Source organism: Nonomuraea glycinis, from assembly GCF_035920485.1.
Lineage (GTDB): Bacteria > Actinomycetota > Actinomycetes > Streptosporangiales > Streptosporangiaceae > Nonomuraea > Nonomuraea glycinis.
The window spans coordinates 3,520,570-3,535,128 of sequence record NZ_CP109166.1 but is presented as its reverse complement, the minus strand read 5'-3'; the positions used below and the strand labels follow the sequence as shown (position 1 = coordinate 3,535,128).

At 71.6% G+C, this 14,559-nt stretch carries 15 protein-coding genes; 1 reads left to right on the top strand and 14 read right to left on the bottom strand.

Annotated features, from left to right (window positions below; translation table 11 throughout):
- Positions 1 to 34: 34 nt before the first annotated feature.
- Genes OHA68_RS16680 through OHA68_RS16645 form a run of 8 tightly spaced genes read right to left on the bottom strand, consistent with a single transcriptional unit; the run spans position 35 to position 8,254 of the window.
- Positions 35 to 910 (bottom strand): glycosyltransferase family 2 protein, encoded by an 876-nt coding sequence (locus tag OHA68_RS16680; RefSeq protein ID WP_327108452.1) that lies wholly within the window; start codon positions 908 to 910, stop codon positions 35 to 37.
- Complete coding sequence (locus OHA68_RS16675; RefSeq protein ID WP_327108451.1) at positions 897 to 2,345, bottom strand: oligosaccharide flippase family protein; 1,449 nt, start codon at positions 2,343 to 2,345, stop codon at positions 897 to 899. Before OHA68_RS16675 ends, OHA68_RS16680 begins: the two co-directional genes overlap by 14 nt.
- Positions 2,342 to 3,337 carry a hypothetical protein gene (locus OHA68_RS16670; RefSeq protein WP_327108450.1) on the bottom strand — a complete coding sequence of 332 codons (996 nt, stop codon included), beginning with the start codon at positions 3,335 to 3,337 and terminating at the stop codon, positions 2,342 to 2,344. Before OHA68_RS16670 ends, OHA68_RS16675 begins: the two co-directional genes overlap by 4 nt.
- Positions 3,318 to 4,604 (bottom strand): DUF4910 domain-containing protein, encoded by a 1,287-nt coding sequence (locus OHA68_RS16665; RefSeq protein ID WP_327108449.1) that lies wholly within the window; start codon positions 4,602 to 4,604, stop codon positions 3,318 to 3,320. The genes OHA68_RS16670 and OHA68_RS16665 overlap by 20 nt, the downstream gene beginning before the upstream one ends.
- Positions 4,601 to 5,620, bottom strand: coding sequence for an NAD-dependent epimerase/dehydratase family protein (locus OHA68_RS16660; RefSeq protein ID WP_327108448.1), 1,020 nt, complete (start codon positions 5,618 to 5,620; stop codon positions 4,601 to 4,603). The genes OHA68_RS16665 and OHA68_RS16660 overlap by 4 nt, the downstream gene beginning before the upstream one ends.
- A 5-nt stretch (positions 5,621 to 5,625) precedes the next feature.
- On the bottom strand, positions 5,626 to 6,279 hold the full coding sequence (locus OHA68_RS16655; protein ID WP_225277384.1) for a PIG-L deacetylase family protein: 654 nt from the start codon (positions 6,277 to 6,279) through the stop codon (positions 5,626 to 5,628).
- Positions 6,276 to 7,055: a glycosyltransferase family protein gene (locus tag OHA68_RS16650; protein WP_327108447.1), complete on the bottom strand. Its 780-nt coding sequence runs from the start codon at positions 7,053 to 7,055 to the stop codon at positions 6,276 to 6,278. Before OHA68_RS16650 ends, OHA68_RS16655 begins: the two co-directional genes overlap by 4 nt.
- Positions 7,052 to 8,254, bottom strand: a complete 1,203-nt coding sequence (locus tag OHA68_RS16645) for a class I SAM-dependent methyltransferase (protein ID WP_327108446.1) — start codon at positions 8,252 to 8,254, stop codon at positions 7,052 to 7,054. The genes OHA68_RS16650 and OHA68_RS16645 overlap by 4 nt, the downstream gene beginning before the upstream one ends.
- Positions 8,255 to 8,315: 61 nt before the next feature.
- Between OHA68_RS16645 and OHA68_RS16640 the strand changes: the two genes are divergently transcribed.
- Positions 8,316 to 8,894 carry a dTDP-4-dehydrorhamnose 3,5-epimerase family protein gene (locus tag OHA68_RS16640; protein ID WP_327108445.1) on the top strand — a complete coding sequence of 193 codons (579 nt, stop codon included), beginning with the start codon at positions 8,316 to 8,318 and terminating at the stop codon, positions 8,892 to 8,894.
- Here the strand turns inward: OHA68_RS16640 and rfbD are convergent.
- From rfbD to OHA68_RS16610, 6 genes are all read right to left on the bottom strand, one after another.
- The gene (rfbD, locus tag OHA68_RS16635) at positions 8,876 to 9,814 is read right to left on the bottom strand and encodes a dTDP-4-dehydrorhamnose reductase (protein WP_327108444.1); all 939 of its coding nucleotides are present in this window, start codon (positions 9,812 to 9,814) and stop codon (positions 8,876 to 8,878) included. The genes OHA68_RS16640 and rfbD overlap by 19 nt on opposite strands.
- Positions 9,811 to 10,740: a dTDP-glucose 4,6-dehydratase gene (gene rfbB, locus OHA68_RS16630; RefSeq protein WP_327108443.1), complete on the bottom strand. Its 930-nt coding sequence runs from the start codon at positions 10,738 to 10,740 to the stop codon at positions 9,811 to 9,813. The genes rfbD and rfbB overlap by 4 nt, the downstream gene beginning before the upstream one ends.
- Positions 10,737 to 11,804, bottom strand: a complete 1,068-nt coding sequence (locus OHA68_RS16625) for a glucose-1-phosphate thymidylyltransferase (protein ID WP_327108442.1) — start codon at positions 11,802 to 11,804, stop codon at positions 10,737 to 10,739. Before OHA68_RS16625 ends, rfbB begins: the two co-directional genes overlap by 4 nt.
- 2 nt (positions 11,805 to 11,806) lie before the next feature.
- Complete coding sequence (locus OHA68_RS16620; RefSeq protein ID WP_327108441.1) at positions 11,807 to 13,252, bottom strand: sugar transferase; 1,446 nt, start codon at positions 13,250 to 13,252, stop codon at positions 11,807 to 11,809.
- Positions 13,253 to 13,514: 262 nt separating this feature from the next.
- Positions 13,515 to 13,865, bottom strand: a complete 351-nt coding sequence (locus tag OHA68_RS16615) for a hypothetical protein (RefSeq protein WP_189142200.1) — start codon at positions 13,863 to 13,865, stop codon at positions 13,515 to 13,517.
- 60 nt (positions 13,866 to 13,925) lie between these two features.
- The gene (locus tag OHA68_RS16610) at positions 13,926 to 14,558 is read right to left on the bottom strand and encodes a GntR family transcriptional regulator (protein WP_327108440.1); all 633 of its coding nucleotides are present in this window, start codon (positions 14,556 to 14,558) and stop codon (positions 13,926 to 13,928) included.
- Position 14,559 lies beyond the last annotated feature (1 nt).

Genomic DNA, 14,559 nt, shown 5'->3' with positions numbered 1-14,559 from the left:
TACAAAGAGGTAATCGCACTGGTCATCTGGCCTGTTACACCAGGCGGGCCATGGACAGCAGCTTGCGGCTGCGATGCGCCACGGTGCGCCGCTGCCGTCTGGCGTACATCTTCAGCACCTCCGCCCGCGCCCGGCGGCGCTGGTCGTCGGTGAGCTCCGCGTTCCGCACCCAGGTCAGCAGCTCGCGGCACTGCAGGGTGTTGGCCAGGCGCGACTGCCAGGAGGGCACGCCGAGCCGCCGGGCCACGCCGGAGATGCGCTCCAGCCGCCAGTTGCGGTGCGCGAGCACCTCCGGCACGTGCGCCCACGGCCCGGCGAGCGCGAGCTTGGCCGCGAACACCTCGTCCTCGCGCAGCATGTTGCGCCGGGGGATCCCGGTCGCCGGCCCGCGCCGCAGCAGCCCGTAGAGCGGGTCGATCATCAGGTGGCTCTCGTTGAGCAGCCTGAGCATCTCGGCGAAGCGCGTCACCGGATCGTCCGCGTCCAGCCCGGTGCCGTCGTAGGCGGCGCTCCTGGCCACCCCGTCGGGTCCGGTGTAGGCGACCCCGGTGGTGACGAGGATGAGCCGCTCGTCCCTGGCGAACTCGGCCAGGGCGCGGGAGACACAGGCCGGGTCGAGCCGGTCGTCGTCGCCGATCCAGCGGACGAAGGCGCCGCGCGAGATCTGGGCCGCGTGCCGGAAGTTGCCGAGCAGGCCGATGTTCTCCGGGTGCCGGTGGTAGACGATCCTCGGCTCGCTCGCCGCCAGGTCCCGGCAGAGCTCCTCGGTGCGGTCGGTGGAGGCGTTGTCGGAGATGACCAGCTCCAGGTGGGGGTGGTCCTGGGCCAGGACGGACCGGATCACACCCGCCAGCCGCTCCGCGCCGTCACGCACCGGCAGAGCGACCGAGACGAGGTCAGAGTCGGGCATGGGCTCTCCCTTGACGTAGGAGTCGCATGAGTACGGCACGCGGCACGGCGATCAGCGCGAACACCAGCAGCCCACCGCCGCCGGCGACGCACAGTTGCCCGAACGGCTGGTCGGTCACCGTGGCCAGGCCCGCCATGGTGACGCCCGCGACGGCGGCGCCCAGGACCGGCCGGGCCAGTCCGGCCGCGAACAGCCGGGGCGGCACGCCGGCCCGACGCAGTGCCAGGCTCAGCATCGGCAGCGCCAGTACCAGCGCGATCACGGCGTGCGCGAGGGCCGCCCCCTGGATGCCGCCGTGGCGTGCCCCGACGAGCAGGGCGGGGATCAGCGCGACCGCCCAGCACAGGTTCACCCACATCGTCGCCCTCGTGTGACCGAGCGCGGCCAGGATGTCGGTGATCAGGATGTTCAGCATCCGCACGGCCATCACCACGGCCAGGAACCGCAGCACCTGGGCCGCCGGCAGCCAGTGCGGCTCGTACAGGAATCCCACCAGCGCGGGCGCGAGCGTGCCCATGAGCACCGCGATCGGCAGCACGATGGAGCCCAGCAGCGGGACCGCGCGCCGCACGCCCGCCTCGATGGCGGCGGGGCCCTCCTCGGCCAGCCGGGCGAAGCTCGGCAGCGCGACGTAGCGGATGGCGGTGCCGATGATCCCGGGCACCCAGCCGGCGATGTTGAACGCGAGCAGGTAGAGGCCGAGCTGCTCGGGCCCGAGCACGTCCCCGACGAGCACGATGTCGACGTTGAGCAGCAGCCCCTCGACCCCGAGCCCGACGCAGAGCGGCAGCCCGAAGCGGAGCAGCCGGGCGGCGAGCGCGCGGTCGAAGCCCACCGTGAACCGCACCCGGGCGAGCGCGACCACCAGCACGCCGGTGAGCGCGGCCCCGCCGAGCTGCCCCCAGGCGAAGCTGTAGGCGCCGGCGCCGCTCGCGGCCAGGCTGATGGAGATCGAGGCGTTGGCCGCGAACCCGGCGAGGTTGGCCCAGGCCAGCTTGTCCTGCTCGAACCCGCGCATCAGCGCGGCGCTGCGCACGGCGGTCAGGCCGTAGATCACGTTGGTGGCCATCAGGATGCGGATCACCCAGGTGGCGTCCTCGCTGCCGGCCATGCTCGCGTAGAACGGCGCGATCACCCAGAAGACCGCGTAGAGCGTGCAACTGGACGCGACGGCCACCACCGTGGCCGTCGGCGCCACCTCCGCCATCCTGCCGCGCCACTGCACGGTGGCGGCGATCACCCCGGCGTCGTTGATGTGGATGACGAACTGGCTGACGGCGAGCGCGATCGCGAAGACGCCGAAGTCCTCGGGCACCAGCAGCCGGGCCAGGACCAGGCTCATCGCGAACGAGCCCGCCTTCATCACCAGGTTTCCGACCAGGCTCCAGCGCAGGCCCCGACCGGCCTGGCGCTCGATCTCGCCGGTTTCGCTCATTCGACCCGCTCCAGCCAGATCTCCCGCCAGAACGGCACGAACTCGCGCGGGCAGTTGGCGTTGTAGACGCCCTCGCAGACCAGGTCGTCGAGGACGATGCAGGGGCTTTTCATGCTGAGCAGCAGGCCGGTCTTCTCATCCAGGCAGCGCTCGACCCGGGCCCGCACCCGGGCCGTCCGGCCGCAGTAGCGGGCCATCTCCTCCTCGAACCCCAGCCCCCGGTTGAGCAGGTCGTCGTTGAGCGTGGCCAGGATCTCGTCCTTGGACTTGATCCGGACCAGCTCGCCGGGCTTCAGGCCGAGCTCGGCGGTGGGCGTCATGCGGCCCGCCCGGCCCTCGACGAACCCCCAGCGCAGCCCCTTCCTGATCCACAGCCGGCGCGGCAGCACCTTCTTGCTCAGGTCCTGGAAGCGGTTGAACAGCCCGACCAGGAACGTACGCGCCACCTGGAGCGTCCCGGCGTTGCCGGTGCGCACGTCGGTGACGTACTGCCGGACGTCGCGGAACGGCAGGCAGGCAGGGGCGGCCCTGAGCAGCTCGGTGGCCTGGCAGGAGTAGGTGTCGACGCCGCTGCGGGTGTTGACCTCAAGCAGCGGCAGCAGCCTGCGCTCCGGCTCGGGGGCCGGCTGCGAGATCGGCTCGGCGGTCGGCTCGGCGGTCCGCTCGGCGGCCGGCTCGGGGGTGTCCGGGTCCACCCGTTTGAGCCACGCCTCCTTCCAGTACAGCGAGCACGCGGTCTGGCAGCCGCCGTGCGCCTCGCCGCCGCAGCGTGCCCCGGTCAGGTGCACGGCCCGTTCCATGCGCCGCATGCCGCTGCGGCTGATCGTGTCGCAGAGCTTGTGCGCCACCTTGTGCACGGTCATCCGCCGGCCGCAGAAGCGCAGCATCTCCGGCATGAACGGCAGGCTCTCCAGCTCTCCCCGCTCGTCCAGCGTGGCCAGGATCTCCTCCTCGCCGCGCACTTCGACCAGGTCACCGACCCGCAGGTTCATCCGCGCTCCCCACCCTTTTGAGCAGCCCCGCCCCCTCCAGCGCGGCGGCCGCCTCGGCCACCGCCGCGAAGGGCAGCCCCGACCGTTCGGCGACGTCGAGCAGGCTGTGCTCGCCGTCGGACTGGTTCAGCACCCACAACATCGCCAGCTGGGCCTGCTCGGTGTCGCTGCGGCCGCCGAGGGAGCCGTACAGGCCGCGCCTGCCGAGCTGCGGCTCGCCGTACGGACTGAGGTTCTGGTAGCGGCCGTCGCGCTCCAGCACGGTCACCGCCTCCCCCAGCGCCTCCAGCGTGCCGGCCAGCGCCCCGGGGGTGACGAAGCCCGGGTCGTCGCCGGAGGTGTGATACTCCGGGTAGCCCGCGTACGGAGTCCTGGTCAGGCTGCCGACCGGCAGGTCGAAGCCGGGCGAGCAATACTGCCGCTCGTCGTAGCCGTACGGCGAGAAGTCCACGATCGTGTGCGGCCGGTCCGCCAGGACGTGCGCCATCACCCGGTCGATGCCGGCGTCGCCGCGCCTGCTGCGCTTGTAGGTGAGGGCGCCCGGATCCCCGGCGCAGGCGAGCGTGAGCCCGGCCACGATCCGGCCGGTGCGTTCCCGGTTGCGCGCCAGCCAGGTGATCGCCCCGATCGTGCCGGGCGCGAACAGGAACCGGTAGGTCAGACGGGTCGAGTCCAGGCGGGCGGCGAGCGCGGTGGCCACGGCGATCCCGGCGAGGTTGTCGTTGGCCAGCGACGGGTGGCACACATGGCAGGAGATGAGCACCTCCTCGTCGCTCCGCCCGCGCACCACGTGCTCGGCGTACGTCAGGTGCCCGTCGGCGAGCGTGGCGTCGATCACCACCTCGTAGGGGCCCGCGCCGAGCCCGTCCAGCACCCGCTGACTGAGACAGAACCCCCACGTCTCGGCGTAGTAGCTCGTCCGGTACGGCACCAGGTCCGGCTGGCCGGGCAGCGTGTGCAGGTGCGGGCGCAGCTCGTCGAGCGTCATCGTGGCCGACACCGGCACGCTGTAGCCCACGACGTGCAGGTTGGACCGCCGGAAGTCCACCACCCTGGCCCCCGAGGGGTCCTTGATGTAGGCGTCGCGGATGTTCCACTCCCTCGGCACGGTCCAGTCCAGCACCTGCGTGCCCGTCGGCACTTCGTGCACGTCCAGCGGCAGGTGCTCGCCGAGGATCTCCAGCGTCTGCCGTACACCGTCGCCGGTGATGGAGCGGCACAGCGGGTAGAGGCGCGCCACCAGGGCGTGCATCTCCTCCCCCGTCACGTCCGCAGCTCCGCCGAGACCGTGCCGGCCGCGCGCAGGTCGGCGAGCCGCGCCAGCCTGGTGAACCGCCGCTCGAAGTCGCGCCCGCCCAGCCCGTAGTCCCGATAGGCCTCCGCCAGCTCGACCGCCCCCGCCTTCACCGTCCACCGGGCGTGGAAGCCCGGCAGCGCGGCCCTGATGCGGGAGAAATCCACCTTGTACGACCGCGGATCCGCCCCCGTCTCACCGGTGATCACCACCTCGGAGCCGGGCACCGCCTCCACGACGTGCGCGGCGATCTCGGCGACCGTCAGGTTGTTCTGCTCCCAGCCGACGTTGAACGCCCTGGCGTGCACGGCCTCGCGCGGCGCGGCCAGCGTGGCGGCGAAGGCGTCGGCGATGTCGGCCGCGTGCACCAGCGGCCGCCACGGCGTGCCGTCCGACAGCACCCGCACCTGGCCGGTCAGGTGGGCGTGCCCGACCAGGTTGTTCAGCACGATGTCGGCCCGCAGCCGCGGCGAGAACCCGAACGCGGTGGCGTTGCGCAGGAACACCGGGGAGAAGTCGTCGTCGGCCAGCTCGACCAGGTCGTCCTCGACCCGGACCTTGGACACCGCGTACGGGGTCACCGGCCGTAACGGGGCGTCCTCGCCGAGCAGCTCGTCTCCCCCGGACGCGCCGTACACCGAGCAGGTGGAGGCGTACAGAAAGCGGCGCACGCCCGCCTCGCGGGCCAGTCGCGCCAGCCGGACCGAGGCGTGGTGGTTGATGGCGTAGGTCAGGTCGGGGGCCAGCGAGCCCAGCGGGTCGTTCGACAGCGCGGCCAGATGCACCACCGCGTCGACCCCCTCCAGCAGGGCCGCCGGCACGTCGCGCAGGTCCACCCGGTGCCCCGGCGGATCGGCCGGCGCCGGCCCGAGCACGCAGTCGGCGAACAGCCCGCTGTCCAGGCCGATCACCTCGTGTCCGGCCACGGCGAGCACCGGCGCCAGCACGGAGCCCAGGTAGCCCTGGTGCCCGGTGAGGAGAACGCGCATGTCGATCAGCCTCCAGTCAGATCGATGATGAACTTGCGGGCGTAGAAGGCCTCGGCGTAGCGCGCGTGACATTCGATGCCGCGAATCCTGGCGAGCCCGAGGAACGCCTCCCGGTCGAACCAGGGACGCCGTCGCTGCGACGGGTAGTGCTCCCACAGCAGGGCGACCTTGCGCTCGGCGATGGCCAGGTCGAGCGGCTGGTAGGCGTTGGGGCGGCCGAGGTCGCCGTCCCACTTGGCGATCTCGTAGCCCAGCGTGAGGTGGTCGCGGAAGACCGTGGGCACCAGCTCGGCGAGCCCTCGGTGGTCCTGGTGGGCGTCGCCGGCGTGCGGCGCCAGGATCAGATCGGGCACGCAGCGCAGGCGCAGGTCCTCCACCGCCTGCTTGGCCTGGTCCCAGTGCGCGGGCAGCCGCCCGTCGGGCAGCTTGCCCACGGTGACACGCAGGTCCGCGCCGGGGCAGAAGGCGGCCAGCGCGGCCCGTTCCTCCGCCTCACGCTCGGACCCGGCACCTGACAGCACCAGGGCGTCCACCCGGACGCCGGGGTGGGCCGTGCACAGGGTCAGCAGGGTGCCGCCGGCGCCGATGGCCAGGTCGTCGCAGTGCGCGGCCACGGCGGCGATCCTGCTCAGTCCGCTGGGCAGCAGGTCGATCATCATGCGGCGGGCTCCCACAGCGCCCACGGCCGCTCGCCGCGCGCGTAGGCGCGGTCCAGCTCCACCCGCTGGTTCACGGTGTCGGTGGGCCGCCAGTAGCCCCGGTAGGGGTAGGCGAGCAGCCGGCCGCGCTTGGCGAGCTCTCTGCAGCCGTCCACGAGCAGGTCGCCGCCTTCGGGGATGTGGTCGAAGATCTCCTGGCGGAGCACGAAGTAGCCGCCGTTCACCCATAACGGCATCTCGGCCACCGCGGTGATCTGGCCGACCAGGCCGCCGTCGGCCACCTCGACGCAGTGGAAGGTGCCGGGCGGCGGGACCACCATCAGGGAGCCGCCCGCGTCCGCCCCGGCCAGCCGGTCGATCATGTCCGGCAGGGGCGCGTCGCTGAGCACGTCGGCGTAGTTGGCCAGGAAGATCTCGTCACCGTCGAGGTGGTCGCGGACCCGGCGCAGCCGCTCGCCGATCGACGCCTCCACGCCGGTGTGCACGAACGAGATCGTCCAGTCGGAGATGTCGTTGGCCAGCAGCTCCACCTGGCCGCCCCGCAGCACGAAGTCGTTGGACGCGGTCTCCTCGTACCTGAGGAAGAAGTCCTTGATCTGGTGTGCGCCGTAACCGAGACAGAGCACGAACTCCTTGTGCCCGAAGTGCGCGTAGTAGCGCATGACATGCCAGATCAGCGGCCTCGGGCCGACGAGCTGCATGGGCTTGGGCACGTCCCCGGGCGCGCCGCTGCGCATCCGCGTGCCGAAGCCCCCGCAGAAGAGGACGACCTTCACACGACCTCCAGGTAAGGGATGGGGAAGACCAGCCGGCCGCCCCACTCGTGGACGTAGGACAGCTGGCCGATCAGCTCGTCCCGCAGGTTCCAGGGCAGGACCAGGACATAGTCCGGCCGGTCGGCCGCGATCCGGGCCGGCTCCAGGACCGGGATGCGGGCGCCGGGGGTGAACCTGCCGTGCTTGTACGGGTTGCGGTCCACCGTGTAGGCGAGCAGGTCGGGCCGGACGCCGCAGTGGTTGAGCAGCGTGTTGCCCTTGCCGGGCGCCCCGTAGCCCACCACGGTGCGGCCCTCCTCGGCCGCCCGGACCAGGAAGCCGAGCAGGTCCCGCCGGACCTTGGCGACCCGGGCCGCGAAGTCGATGTAGCCGGAGATCTCGTGCAGCCCGGCGGCCTTCTCCAGGGCCAGCACGTCGAGCACCCGCTGGGTCGGCGTGCCCGACGGCCGCGCCCACAGCCGGATCGAACCGCCATGGGTCGGCAGCAGCTCGACGTCCACCAGCGTCAGCCCGCCCGCGGCCAGCGCCCGCTGGGCCGAGGCGACCGTGTAGTACTGGAAGTGCTCGTGGTAGATGGTGTCGTACTGGTTCTGCTCGATCAGCGTGAGCAGGTGCTGCACCTCGATGGTGACCCACCCGTCGTCGGCCACCAGCGTGCGCAGCCCCTCGGTGAAGCCGGCCACGTCCGGGATGTGCGCGTAGACGTTGTTGGCCACCACGTGGTCCGCCCTGCCGTGCTCCGCCGCCACCGCGCGGGCCGTCTCCGGGGTGAGGAAGGCCGTCAGCGTGGGCACCCCCTGCCGCCGGGCCGCCTCCCCCACGTTCACCGACGGCTCGATCCCCAGGCACCGCACGCCCCGCTCGACGACGTGCCGCAGCAGGTAGCCGTCGTTGCTGGCCACCTCCACCACGAACGCGTCCCGCCCCAGCCGCAGCCCGGCCACGAACGTCCGCGCGTGCTCCACCCAGGAGGTGGAGTAGGAGGAGAAGTAGGCGTAGTCCGTGAAGGTGTCCTCAGGGGTGATCAGCGGCGGGAGTTGTGCCAGCCAGCACGAGGTGCACACGCGCAGATGCAGCGGGTAGGCGACCTCCGGCTCGTCGAGCCCGGCCGCGGTGAGGAACCGCTCACAGGGCGGCGTGGCCCCCAGGTCCACCACCGAGGCCAGATCGCCCGAGCCGCACAGCCGGCAGATCGTCATTCACACACTCCAGACAAGTTGATATTTCGCTCCGGCACGCTCTGTCGTTACTGTGCGCGGCATGGATCCCCTCGGCATCGAGGGCGCGTGGTGTCACACCCCACGCGTCCACACCGACCCCCGTGGCGCCTTCCACGAGGCCTTCCGGGCCGCCGACCTGCCCCACGGGTTCGACCTCGCGCAGGTCAACAGCTCGGTCTCGCTACGGGGGGTGCTGCGCGGCGTGCACTTCGCCGACGTCCCTCCCGGCCAGGCCAAATACGTCATGTGCGCGTACGGGAGCGTCATGGACGTGGTCGTGGACCTGCGCGCCGGCTCGCCCACGTTCGGCCGGTGGGAGGCGGTGCCGCTGGACGACCAGGCGCACCGGGCCGTGCTGATCGCCGAAGGGCTCGGGCACGCGTTCATGGCGCTCAGCGAGCGGGCCACGGTCGTCTACCTGTGCTCGCGGCCCTACAGCCCGGCCCGCGAGCACGGCGTGCACCCGCTCGACCCGGATCTCGGCATCGCCTGGCCGGGGGACGTCGAGCCGGTGCTGTCCGACAAGGACGCCACCGCGCCCACCCTCCAGGCCGCCCTCGCCGCCGGGCTGCTGCCGGACTACGACACCTGCCTGCGCTTCTACGCGACCCCCCACTGACGCCCCACCTCCCCACCCACCGCAAGCCCGCTCAGCGTGGGCCCGCTCAGCGTCGGCCCGCCCAGCGCAGGCTCGCCGACCGCTGGACCGCTCAGCACTGGCCCGCTCAGCGCCGGCCAGGCGGCGTGCAGGGCCTCGCGCCAGTGGCGGATCGGCTCGCATCGGGTGCAGGCCAGCACGCCGCTGGCGGGCCGCCGGGCCGGGCGCGGGAAGGCCGTGCCGGGCACCGGGCGCACCCGGCCGGGATCGGCGCCGAGCAGCCTGAAGACCTCGGTGGCCAGCCCGTGCCAGGTGGTCTCCCCCGCGCTGGTGCCGTGATAGACCCCCGGCGGCAGGCCGGAGCGCGCCAGCCTGACCAGGAAGGCGGCCAGGTCCGCGGACCAGGTGGGCTGGCCGCGCTGGTCGTCCACCACGTCCACGGTGGGGCGCGTACCGGCCAGCTCGATCATGGTGCGGACGAAGTTCGGCCCGCCCGCGCCGTACAGCCAGGCGGTGCGCACCACGTAGTGGCCCTGGTCCAGAGCCGCGCGCTCCCCGGCGAGCTTGGTCCGGCCGTAGGCGTTGACCGGCCCGGTGGGCGAGTCCTCGTGGTACGGCCGGCCGCTCTCGCCGTCGAAGACGTAGTCGGTGGACAGGTGCACCAGGCGCGCGCCTGCCCGGCGGCACACCTGCGCCAGCGGGCGCACCGCGTGACCGTTGATCTCCAGCGCCTCGCTCTCGCAGGTCTCCGCCGCGTCCACCGCCGTCCAGGCGGCACAGTTGATCACGACCTGGGGCCGGTGGCCGAGGACGGCGTCGCGCACCGCCCGGCCGTCGCACAGGTCCAGCTCGGACCTGCGGAGCGCGAGCACGGGCTCGCCCGTCAGCGCCGCCCTGACGTCGGCGGCCAGCATGCCGCCGCCGGTGATGAGCCACCTCATAGGCCGGCCCACCAGTCAGGGTGCTCCGCGTACCACCGGACGGTCTCCTTCAGCCCCTGCTCGAAGCTCACCCGCGGCTCGTAGCCGAGCGCGCGCAGCCTGCCGTCGTCGAGGGAGTAACGGCGGTCGTGGCCCTTACGGTCCTCGACCTGCTCCACCAGGTCCCAGCCCCGGCCGCACGCCTCCAGCAGGCGTCCGGTCAGCTCGTTGTTCGTCAGCTCCGCGGTGCCCGCGATGTGGTAGACGTCGCCCGGCAGGCCCTGCGCGGCCACCAGCCGGATGCCCGCGCAATGGTCCTCGACGTGGACCCAGTCACGCGTGTTGCCGCCGTCGCCGTACAACGGCACCTTCTCGCCCCGCAGCAGCCGCGTGACGAACAGCGGGATGATCTTCTCGGGATACTGCCGGGGGCCGTAGTTGTTGCCGCACCGGGTGATCGACACGTTCAGGCCGTACGTGATCGCGTACGAGCGCGCGATCAGATCCCCGCCGGCCTTGGCCGCCGCGTACGGCGAGCGGGGCCGGAGCGGGGCGGACTCGTTCCAGGAGCCGGTTTCGATCGAGCCGTACACCTCGTCGGTCGACACCTGGACGACCTTCGGCACCCCGGCGTCGAGGCAGGCCTGCAGCAACGTCTGGGTGCCCAGGACGTTCGTGCGCACGAACTCCGCCGCCCCGTCGATCGACCGGTCCACGTGCGACTCGGCCGCGAAGTTGACCACCAGGTCGTGCCCCGGCACCACCTCGCGCAACAGGCCGGGGTCGCAGATGTCGCCGTGCACGAACGTGTGCGGCACCCCGTCGAGGTTGGCCCGGTTGCCGGCGTAGGTGAGCTTGTCGAGCACGGTCACCTCCGCGTCCCGCAGGCCGTGCACGAAATGCGAGCCGATGAAGCCCGCGCCACCAGTGACCAGAATCGTCGTCATGAGCTGATTTGCACCTTGCTGTGATCGCCCAGCACGAGTCGGTGGGCTTTGGGAGTGTGCGGCGCCGGGGTCACCTCGACGTCGTGGCCGATGAGAGAGGACTCGATCCGGCCGACGCCCGCGATGGACGCCCTGGGCAGCACGATGGAGTATTCGATCTCGCTGCCCGTGATGGCGCAGTCCGCGCCGATCGAGGTGTACGGGCCGATGTAGCTGTCGCGGATGACCGCGCCCGCGCCGATGATCGCCGGGCCGACCACGCGCGAGCGCTCGACCACGGCGCCCGGCTCCACCAGGACCCGGCCGATCAGCGCGCTGGCGTCGTCCACCTGCCCGAACGTGCCGGTGTCCAACCGCTCCAGCACCATCCGGTTGACCTCCAGCATGTCGGTCACGTTGCCGGTGTCCTTCCAGTAGCCGGTGATCACCGAGGATTCCACCCGCAGGCCCGCCTCCAGCAGCCACTGCAGGGCGTCGGTGATCTCCAGCTCGCCGCGCCACGAGGGCTTGAGCTCGGCCACCGCCGCGTGCACGGCAGGGCTGAAGAGGTAGACGCCGACCAGCGCCAGATCGCTCTTGGGCCGGGCCGGCTTCTCCTCCAGGCCGATGACGCGGCCCTGCGCGTCGAGCTCGGCGACCCCGAACTGGCCGGGGTCGCCGACCTTGGTGAGCATGATCTGCGCGGCGGGCCGCTCCCGCGTGAAGCGCGCCACGACGTCGCCGATGCCGCCCACGACGAAGTTGTCCCCGAGATACATGACGAAGTCCTCGTCACCGAGGTAGTCGCGGGCGATCAGCACGCCGTGCGCCAGCCCGAGCGGCGCCTGCTGGCGCAGGTAGGTCACCTCCAGCCCGAACGCCGAGCCGTCGCCGACCGCCGCCTCGATCTCGGCCTGCGTGTCCCCCACCACCAGGCCGGCCTCCCTGATCCCGGCGGCCGCGATCGCCTCCAGGCCGTAGAAGAGCACCGGCTTGTTCGCGACGGGGACGAGCTGCTTGGCCGAGGTGTGCGTGATGGGTCGTAGCCGTGTGCCCGATCCCCCGGCGAGCACGAGTGCTTTCACCGTCAGTAAGCCCCTTCGCCACGGGTCACGACGGACCAGGTCTTCCAGAGGATCTGCAGGTCGAGGATGAGCGACCAGTTCTCCACATACCGCAGGTCGAGGCGTACGGACTCGTCCCAGGTCAGGTCGGAGCGGCCGCTCACCTGCCAGAGCCCGGTCATGCCGGGCTTGACGACCAGGCGGCGGCGCACGTCGGTGCGGTATTGGGCGACCTCCTCCGGCAGCGGCGGCCGGGGGCCGACCAGCGACATCTCGCCGCGGACGACGTTGAGCAGCTGGGGCAGCTCGTCCAGCGAGTAGCGGCGCAGGTAGGCGCCCACCCGGGTGATCCGTGGATCGTTCCGCATCTTGAACAGCACGCCGTCGAACTCGTTCGACTCGGCCAGCGCCCCCTTGAGCCGTTCGGCGTCCACCACCATGGTGCGGAACTTCACCAGCGGGAACGGCCGCCCCTCCCTGCCGATGCGCGTCTGGCGGAACAGCGCGGGCCCCGGGCTGGTGAGCCGGATCAGCGCCACGATCGCCAGCAGCGGCAGCGCCAGCACGAGCAGCGCCGTAACGGCGACCAGCCGGTCGAACACGGTCTTGACGAACCGCCGGACGCCGCCGAACTCCGGGTGCTCGACGTGCAGCAACGGCATCCCGGCCACCGGGCGGATGCTGATGCGCGGACCGGCCACGTCCATCAGGGCAGGAGCCACGAACAGGTCGGTCCGGTCGGTCTCCAGGCTCCAGGCGAGCCGGCGCAGCGCCGCCCCGTCGAGCTCCGGGCAGGCCAGCACCGCCACGGCGTCCGCGCGGGTCCGCTCCACCACGTCGGCGACGTCGTCGAAGGTGCCCAGGACCTCGATCCCGTCCAGGTCGGCGTCCATCCCGTCCGGCGGCAGGCAGGCTCCCACCACCCGCATCCCGTGGTACGGCTGGCGGCGGAACTGCATCACCAGGTCGAGAACCGATTCCCGGTGCCCGACCGCGATGACCTGGCGCAGATATTCGCCGGCCGCTCTCCTGCGGTGCAGTCGTTTACGCATCTTGTAGCGGTAGTAAAGGGTGGCCAGGAGCGCCAGGGGCAGCATCGCCATCACGAAACTCCGCGCGATCGCGGTCTGCGTGGCATAGGCGCCGATGGCGACGGCGGCCATCAGTCCCACCCCGCCGTTGAAGACCGCCTTGAACTCCTCGGTGCCCTCGCCGTTCGCGCGCTGGTGGTACGCGCCGCCGAGCATGAGCGCGAGCGGCCAGGCGAGCACCAGGCCGAGGCCCAGGAGAAACTCGGCCAACGGGATGTAGATCCCGTACAGCAGCCGGACGCCGAGCACGCACACACAGGCGAGCAGCACGCAGGCCGTGTCGCCGCCCAGCAGAAGGCGCAGGTACGCACGCGTCCAGATGCTCGACGCATGCCGCGGCACGGCCTCCAGGAGCACGACAGCGGACTCCACCCTCATAGCACCACCCTGTTAAATCCGTGCACGGCTTTAACATGACGTTCCTTGCATCGCACAGGTTGACAACAACCCATGCAAGGGCGGCGGCCCCCACTAAAGAGTAAAGATCAGTCCCGAGATGGGGAACATTCGCTTCCTGTCCACAATCGGACGACATCGGCCCTTTTCAAGGCTTGACGGAACGATCCAAAAGTGATGCGTTCATTGCGGAAATCTCGCTGTTTAGCGCTATATTTCGGCATGTTTTGGCGGGGCTCGCCGGTTAGTCGTACTCCAGGTCCGGCAGGGCGGACGGGGGATCCGGGCTGCGCCACACGACCACGACACCGTCATGCGCCGAATCGGCCGCCAGCGTCAAACGGTCCAGATCGAAATCCGGCAGATAGCGCAAGCGCGCCAGGAAGGTCGCGTCGGTGGCCGACCGCGGCACCACGCACCCCTCGCCGTCCCGGTCCAGCAGAATGAACAGGACGTCGGCCTCGTCTTCGGTCACTACCCGGACCTCGACGACGTCCTCCCACGCGAGCGCCTCGACGCTCCCGTCCGCGTAGTGACGGGTCACGCCCTCTTCCGTGACATACACGTAGGAGTCCGGCATCGGGTTGCCGTGCATGGCCGCGATTCTTGCGAGTAGTGGGGTTGCACCGCAAGGGTTCACGCACACAGGGGCGGGCTACGGGTGAGTGTCTCCGCCCCACGAGTGGCCGAGATGGGCCGCCACGGCCTTCCGCGCGGCCTGCGCCGGGCCGTTCGCGATGGCGTCCAGCAACTCCCGATGCTCGCGAACCAGCACGTCCCGGTCCTCGTAGACCCGGCGCAGCCGGACCAGCCCGAGCCTGGTCTCGGCGGCCAGCGAGCCGTAGAGCCGCTCCAGCCGGGGGCTGCCGACCGCCTCGATCAGCGCCTGGTGCAGCGTCATGTGCTCGGCCACCGAATCCGACCACGGCGCGTCCGCGCCCAGCGCGGCCATCCGCGCCAGCGCCGCCTCCGCCTCCGGCACCCGCTGGCCCGCCACCGTCTGGGCCATCAGGTCCTCCAGCGGGCGGCGTACGTACATGAGGTCGTCCAGGTCGGCGAGGGTCACCTCGGGAACGTAGGCGCTGCGGTTGCGCTCGCGCCTGAGCAGCCCTTCGTGCACCAGCCGGGCCAGCGCCTCGCGGACCGTCGGCCTGGCCACGCCGTACGCCGCGGCGATCTCCTGCTCGGGCAGCGGCGTGCCGGGCTCGATCTCACCGGAGAGCACCCTGCGGCGCAACGCGTCGGCCAGCGCGCCGACGGCGGACAGGGGTTGGATCGGCACCGTCACG

Excerpts from the sequence above, each read along its gene's own strand:
- rfbD (WP_327108444.1), bottom strand. The coding sequence starts at position 9,814 with ATGAGGTGGCTCATCACCGGCGGCGGCATGCTGGCCGCCGACGTCAGG.
- OHA68_RS16675 (WP_327108451.1), bottom strand. The coding sequence starts at position 2,345 with ATGAGCGAAACCGGCGAGATCGAGCGCCAGGCCGGTCGGGGCCTGCGC.
- OHA68_RS16670 (WP_327108450.1), bottom strand. The coding sequence starts at position 3,337 with ATGAACCTGCGGGTCGGTGACCTGGTCGAAGTGCGCGGCGAGGAGGAG.
- OHA68_RS16620 (WP_327108441.1), bottom strand. The coding sequence starts at position 13,252 with ATGAGGGTGGAGTCCGCTGTCGTGCTCCTGGAGGCCGTGCCGCGGCAT.
- OHA68_RS16640 (WP_327108445.1), top strand. The coding sequence starts at position 8,316 with ATGGATCCCCTCGGCATCGAGGGCGCGTGGTGTCACACCCCACGCGTC.
- rfbB (WP_327108443.1), bottom strand. The coding sequence starts at position 10,740 with ATGACGACGATTCTGGTCACTGGTGGCGCGGGCTTCATCGGCTCGCAT.
- OHA68_RS16645 (WP_327108446.1), bottom strand. The coding sequence starts at position 8,254 with ATGACGATCTGCCGGCTGTGCGGCTCGGGCGATCTGGCCTCGGTGGTG.
- OHA68_RS16680 (WP_327108452.1), bottom strand. The coding sequence starts at position 910 with ATGCCCGACTCTGACCTCGTCTCGGTCGCTCTGCCGGTGCGTGACGGC.
- OHA68_RS16615 (WP_189142200.1), bottom strand. The coding sequence starts at position 13,865 with ATGCACGGCAACCCGATGCCGGACTCCTACGTGTATGTCACGGAAGAG.
- OHA68_RS16655 (WP_225277384.1), bottom strand. The coding sequence starts at position 6,279 with ATGATGATCGACCTGCTGCCCAGCGGACTGAGCAGGATCGCCGCCGTG.
- OHA68_RS16660 (WP_327108448.1), bottom strand. The coding sequence starts at position 5,620 with ATGCGCGTTCTCCTCACCGGGCACCAGGGCTACCTGGGCTCCGTGCTG.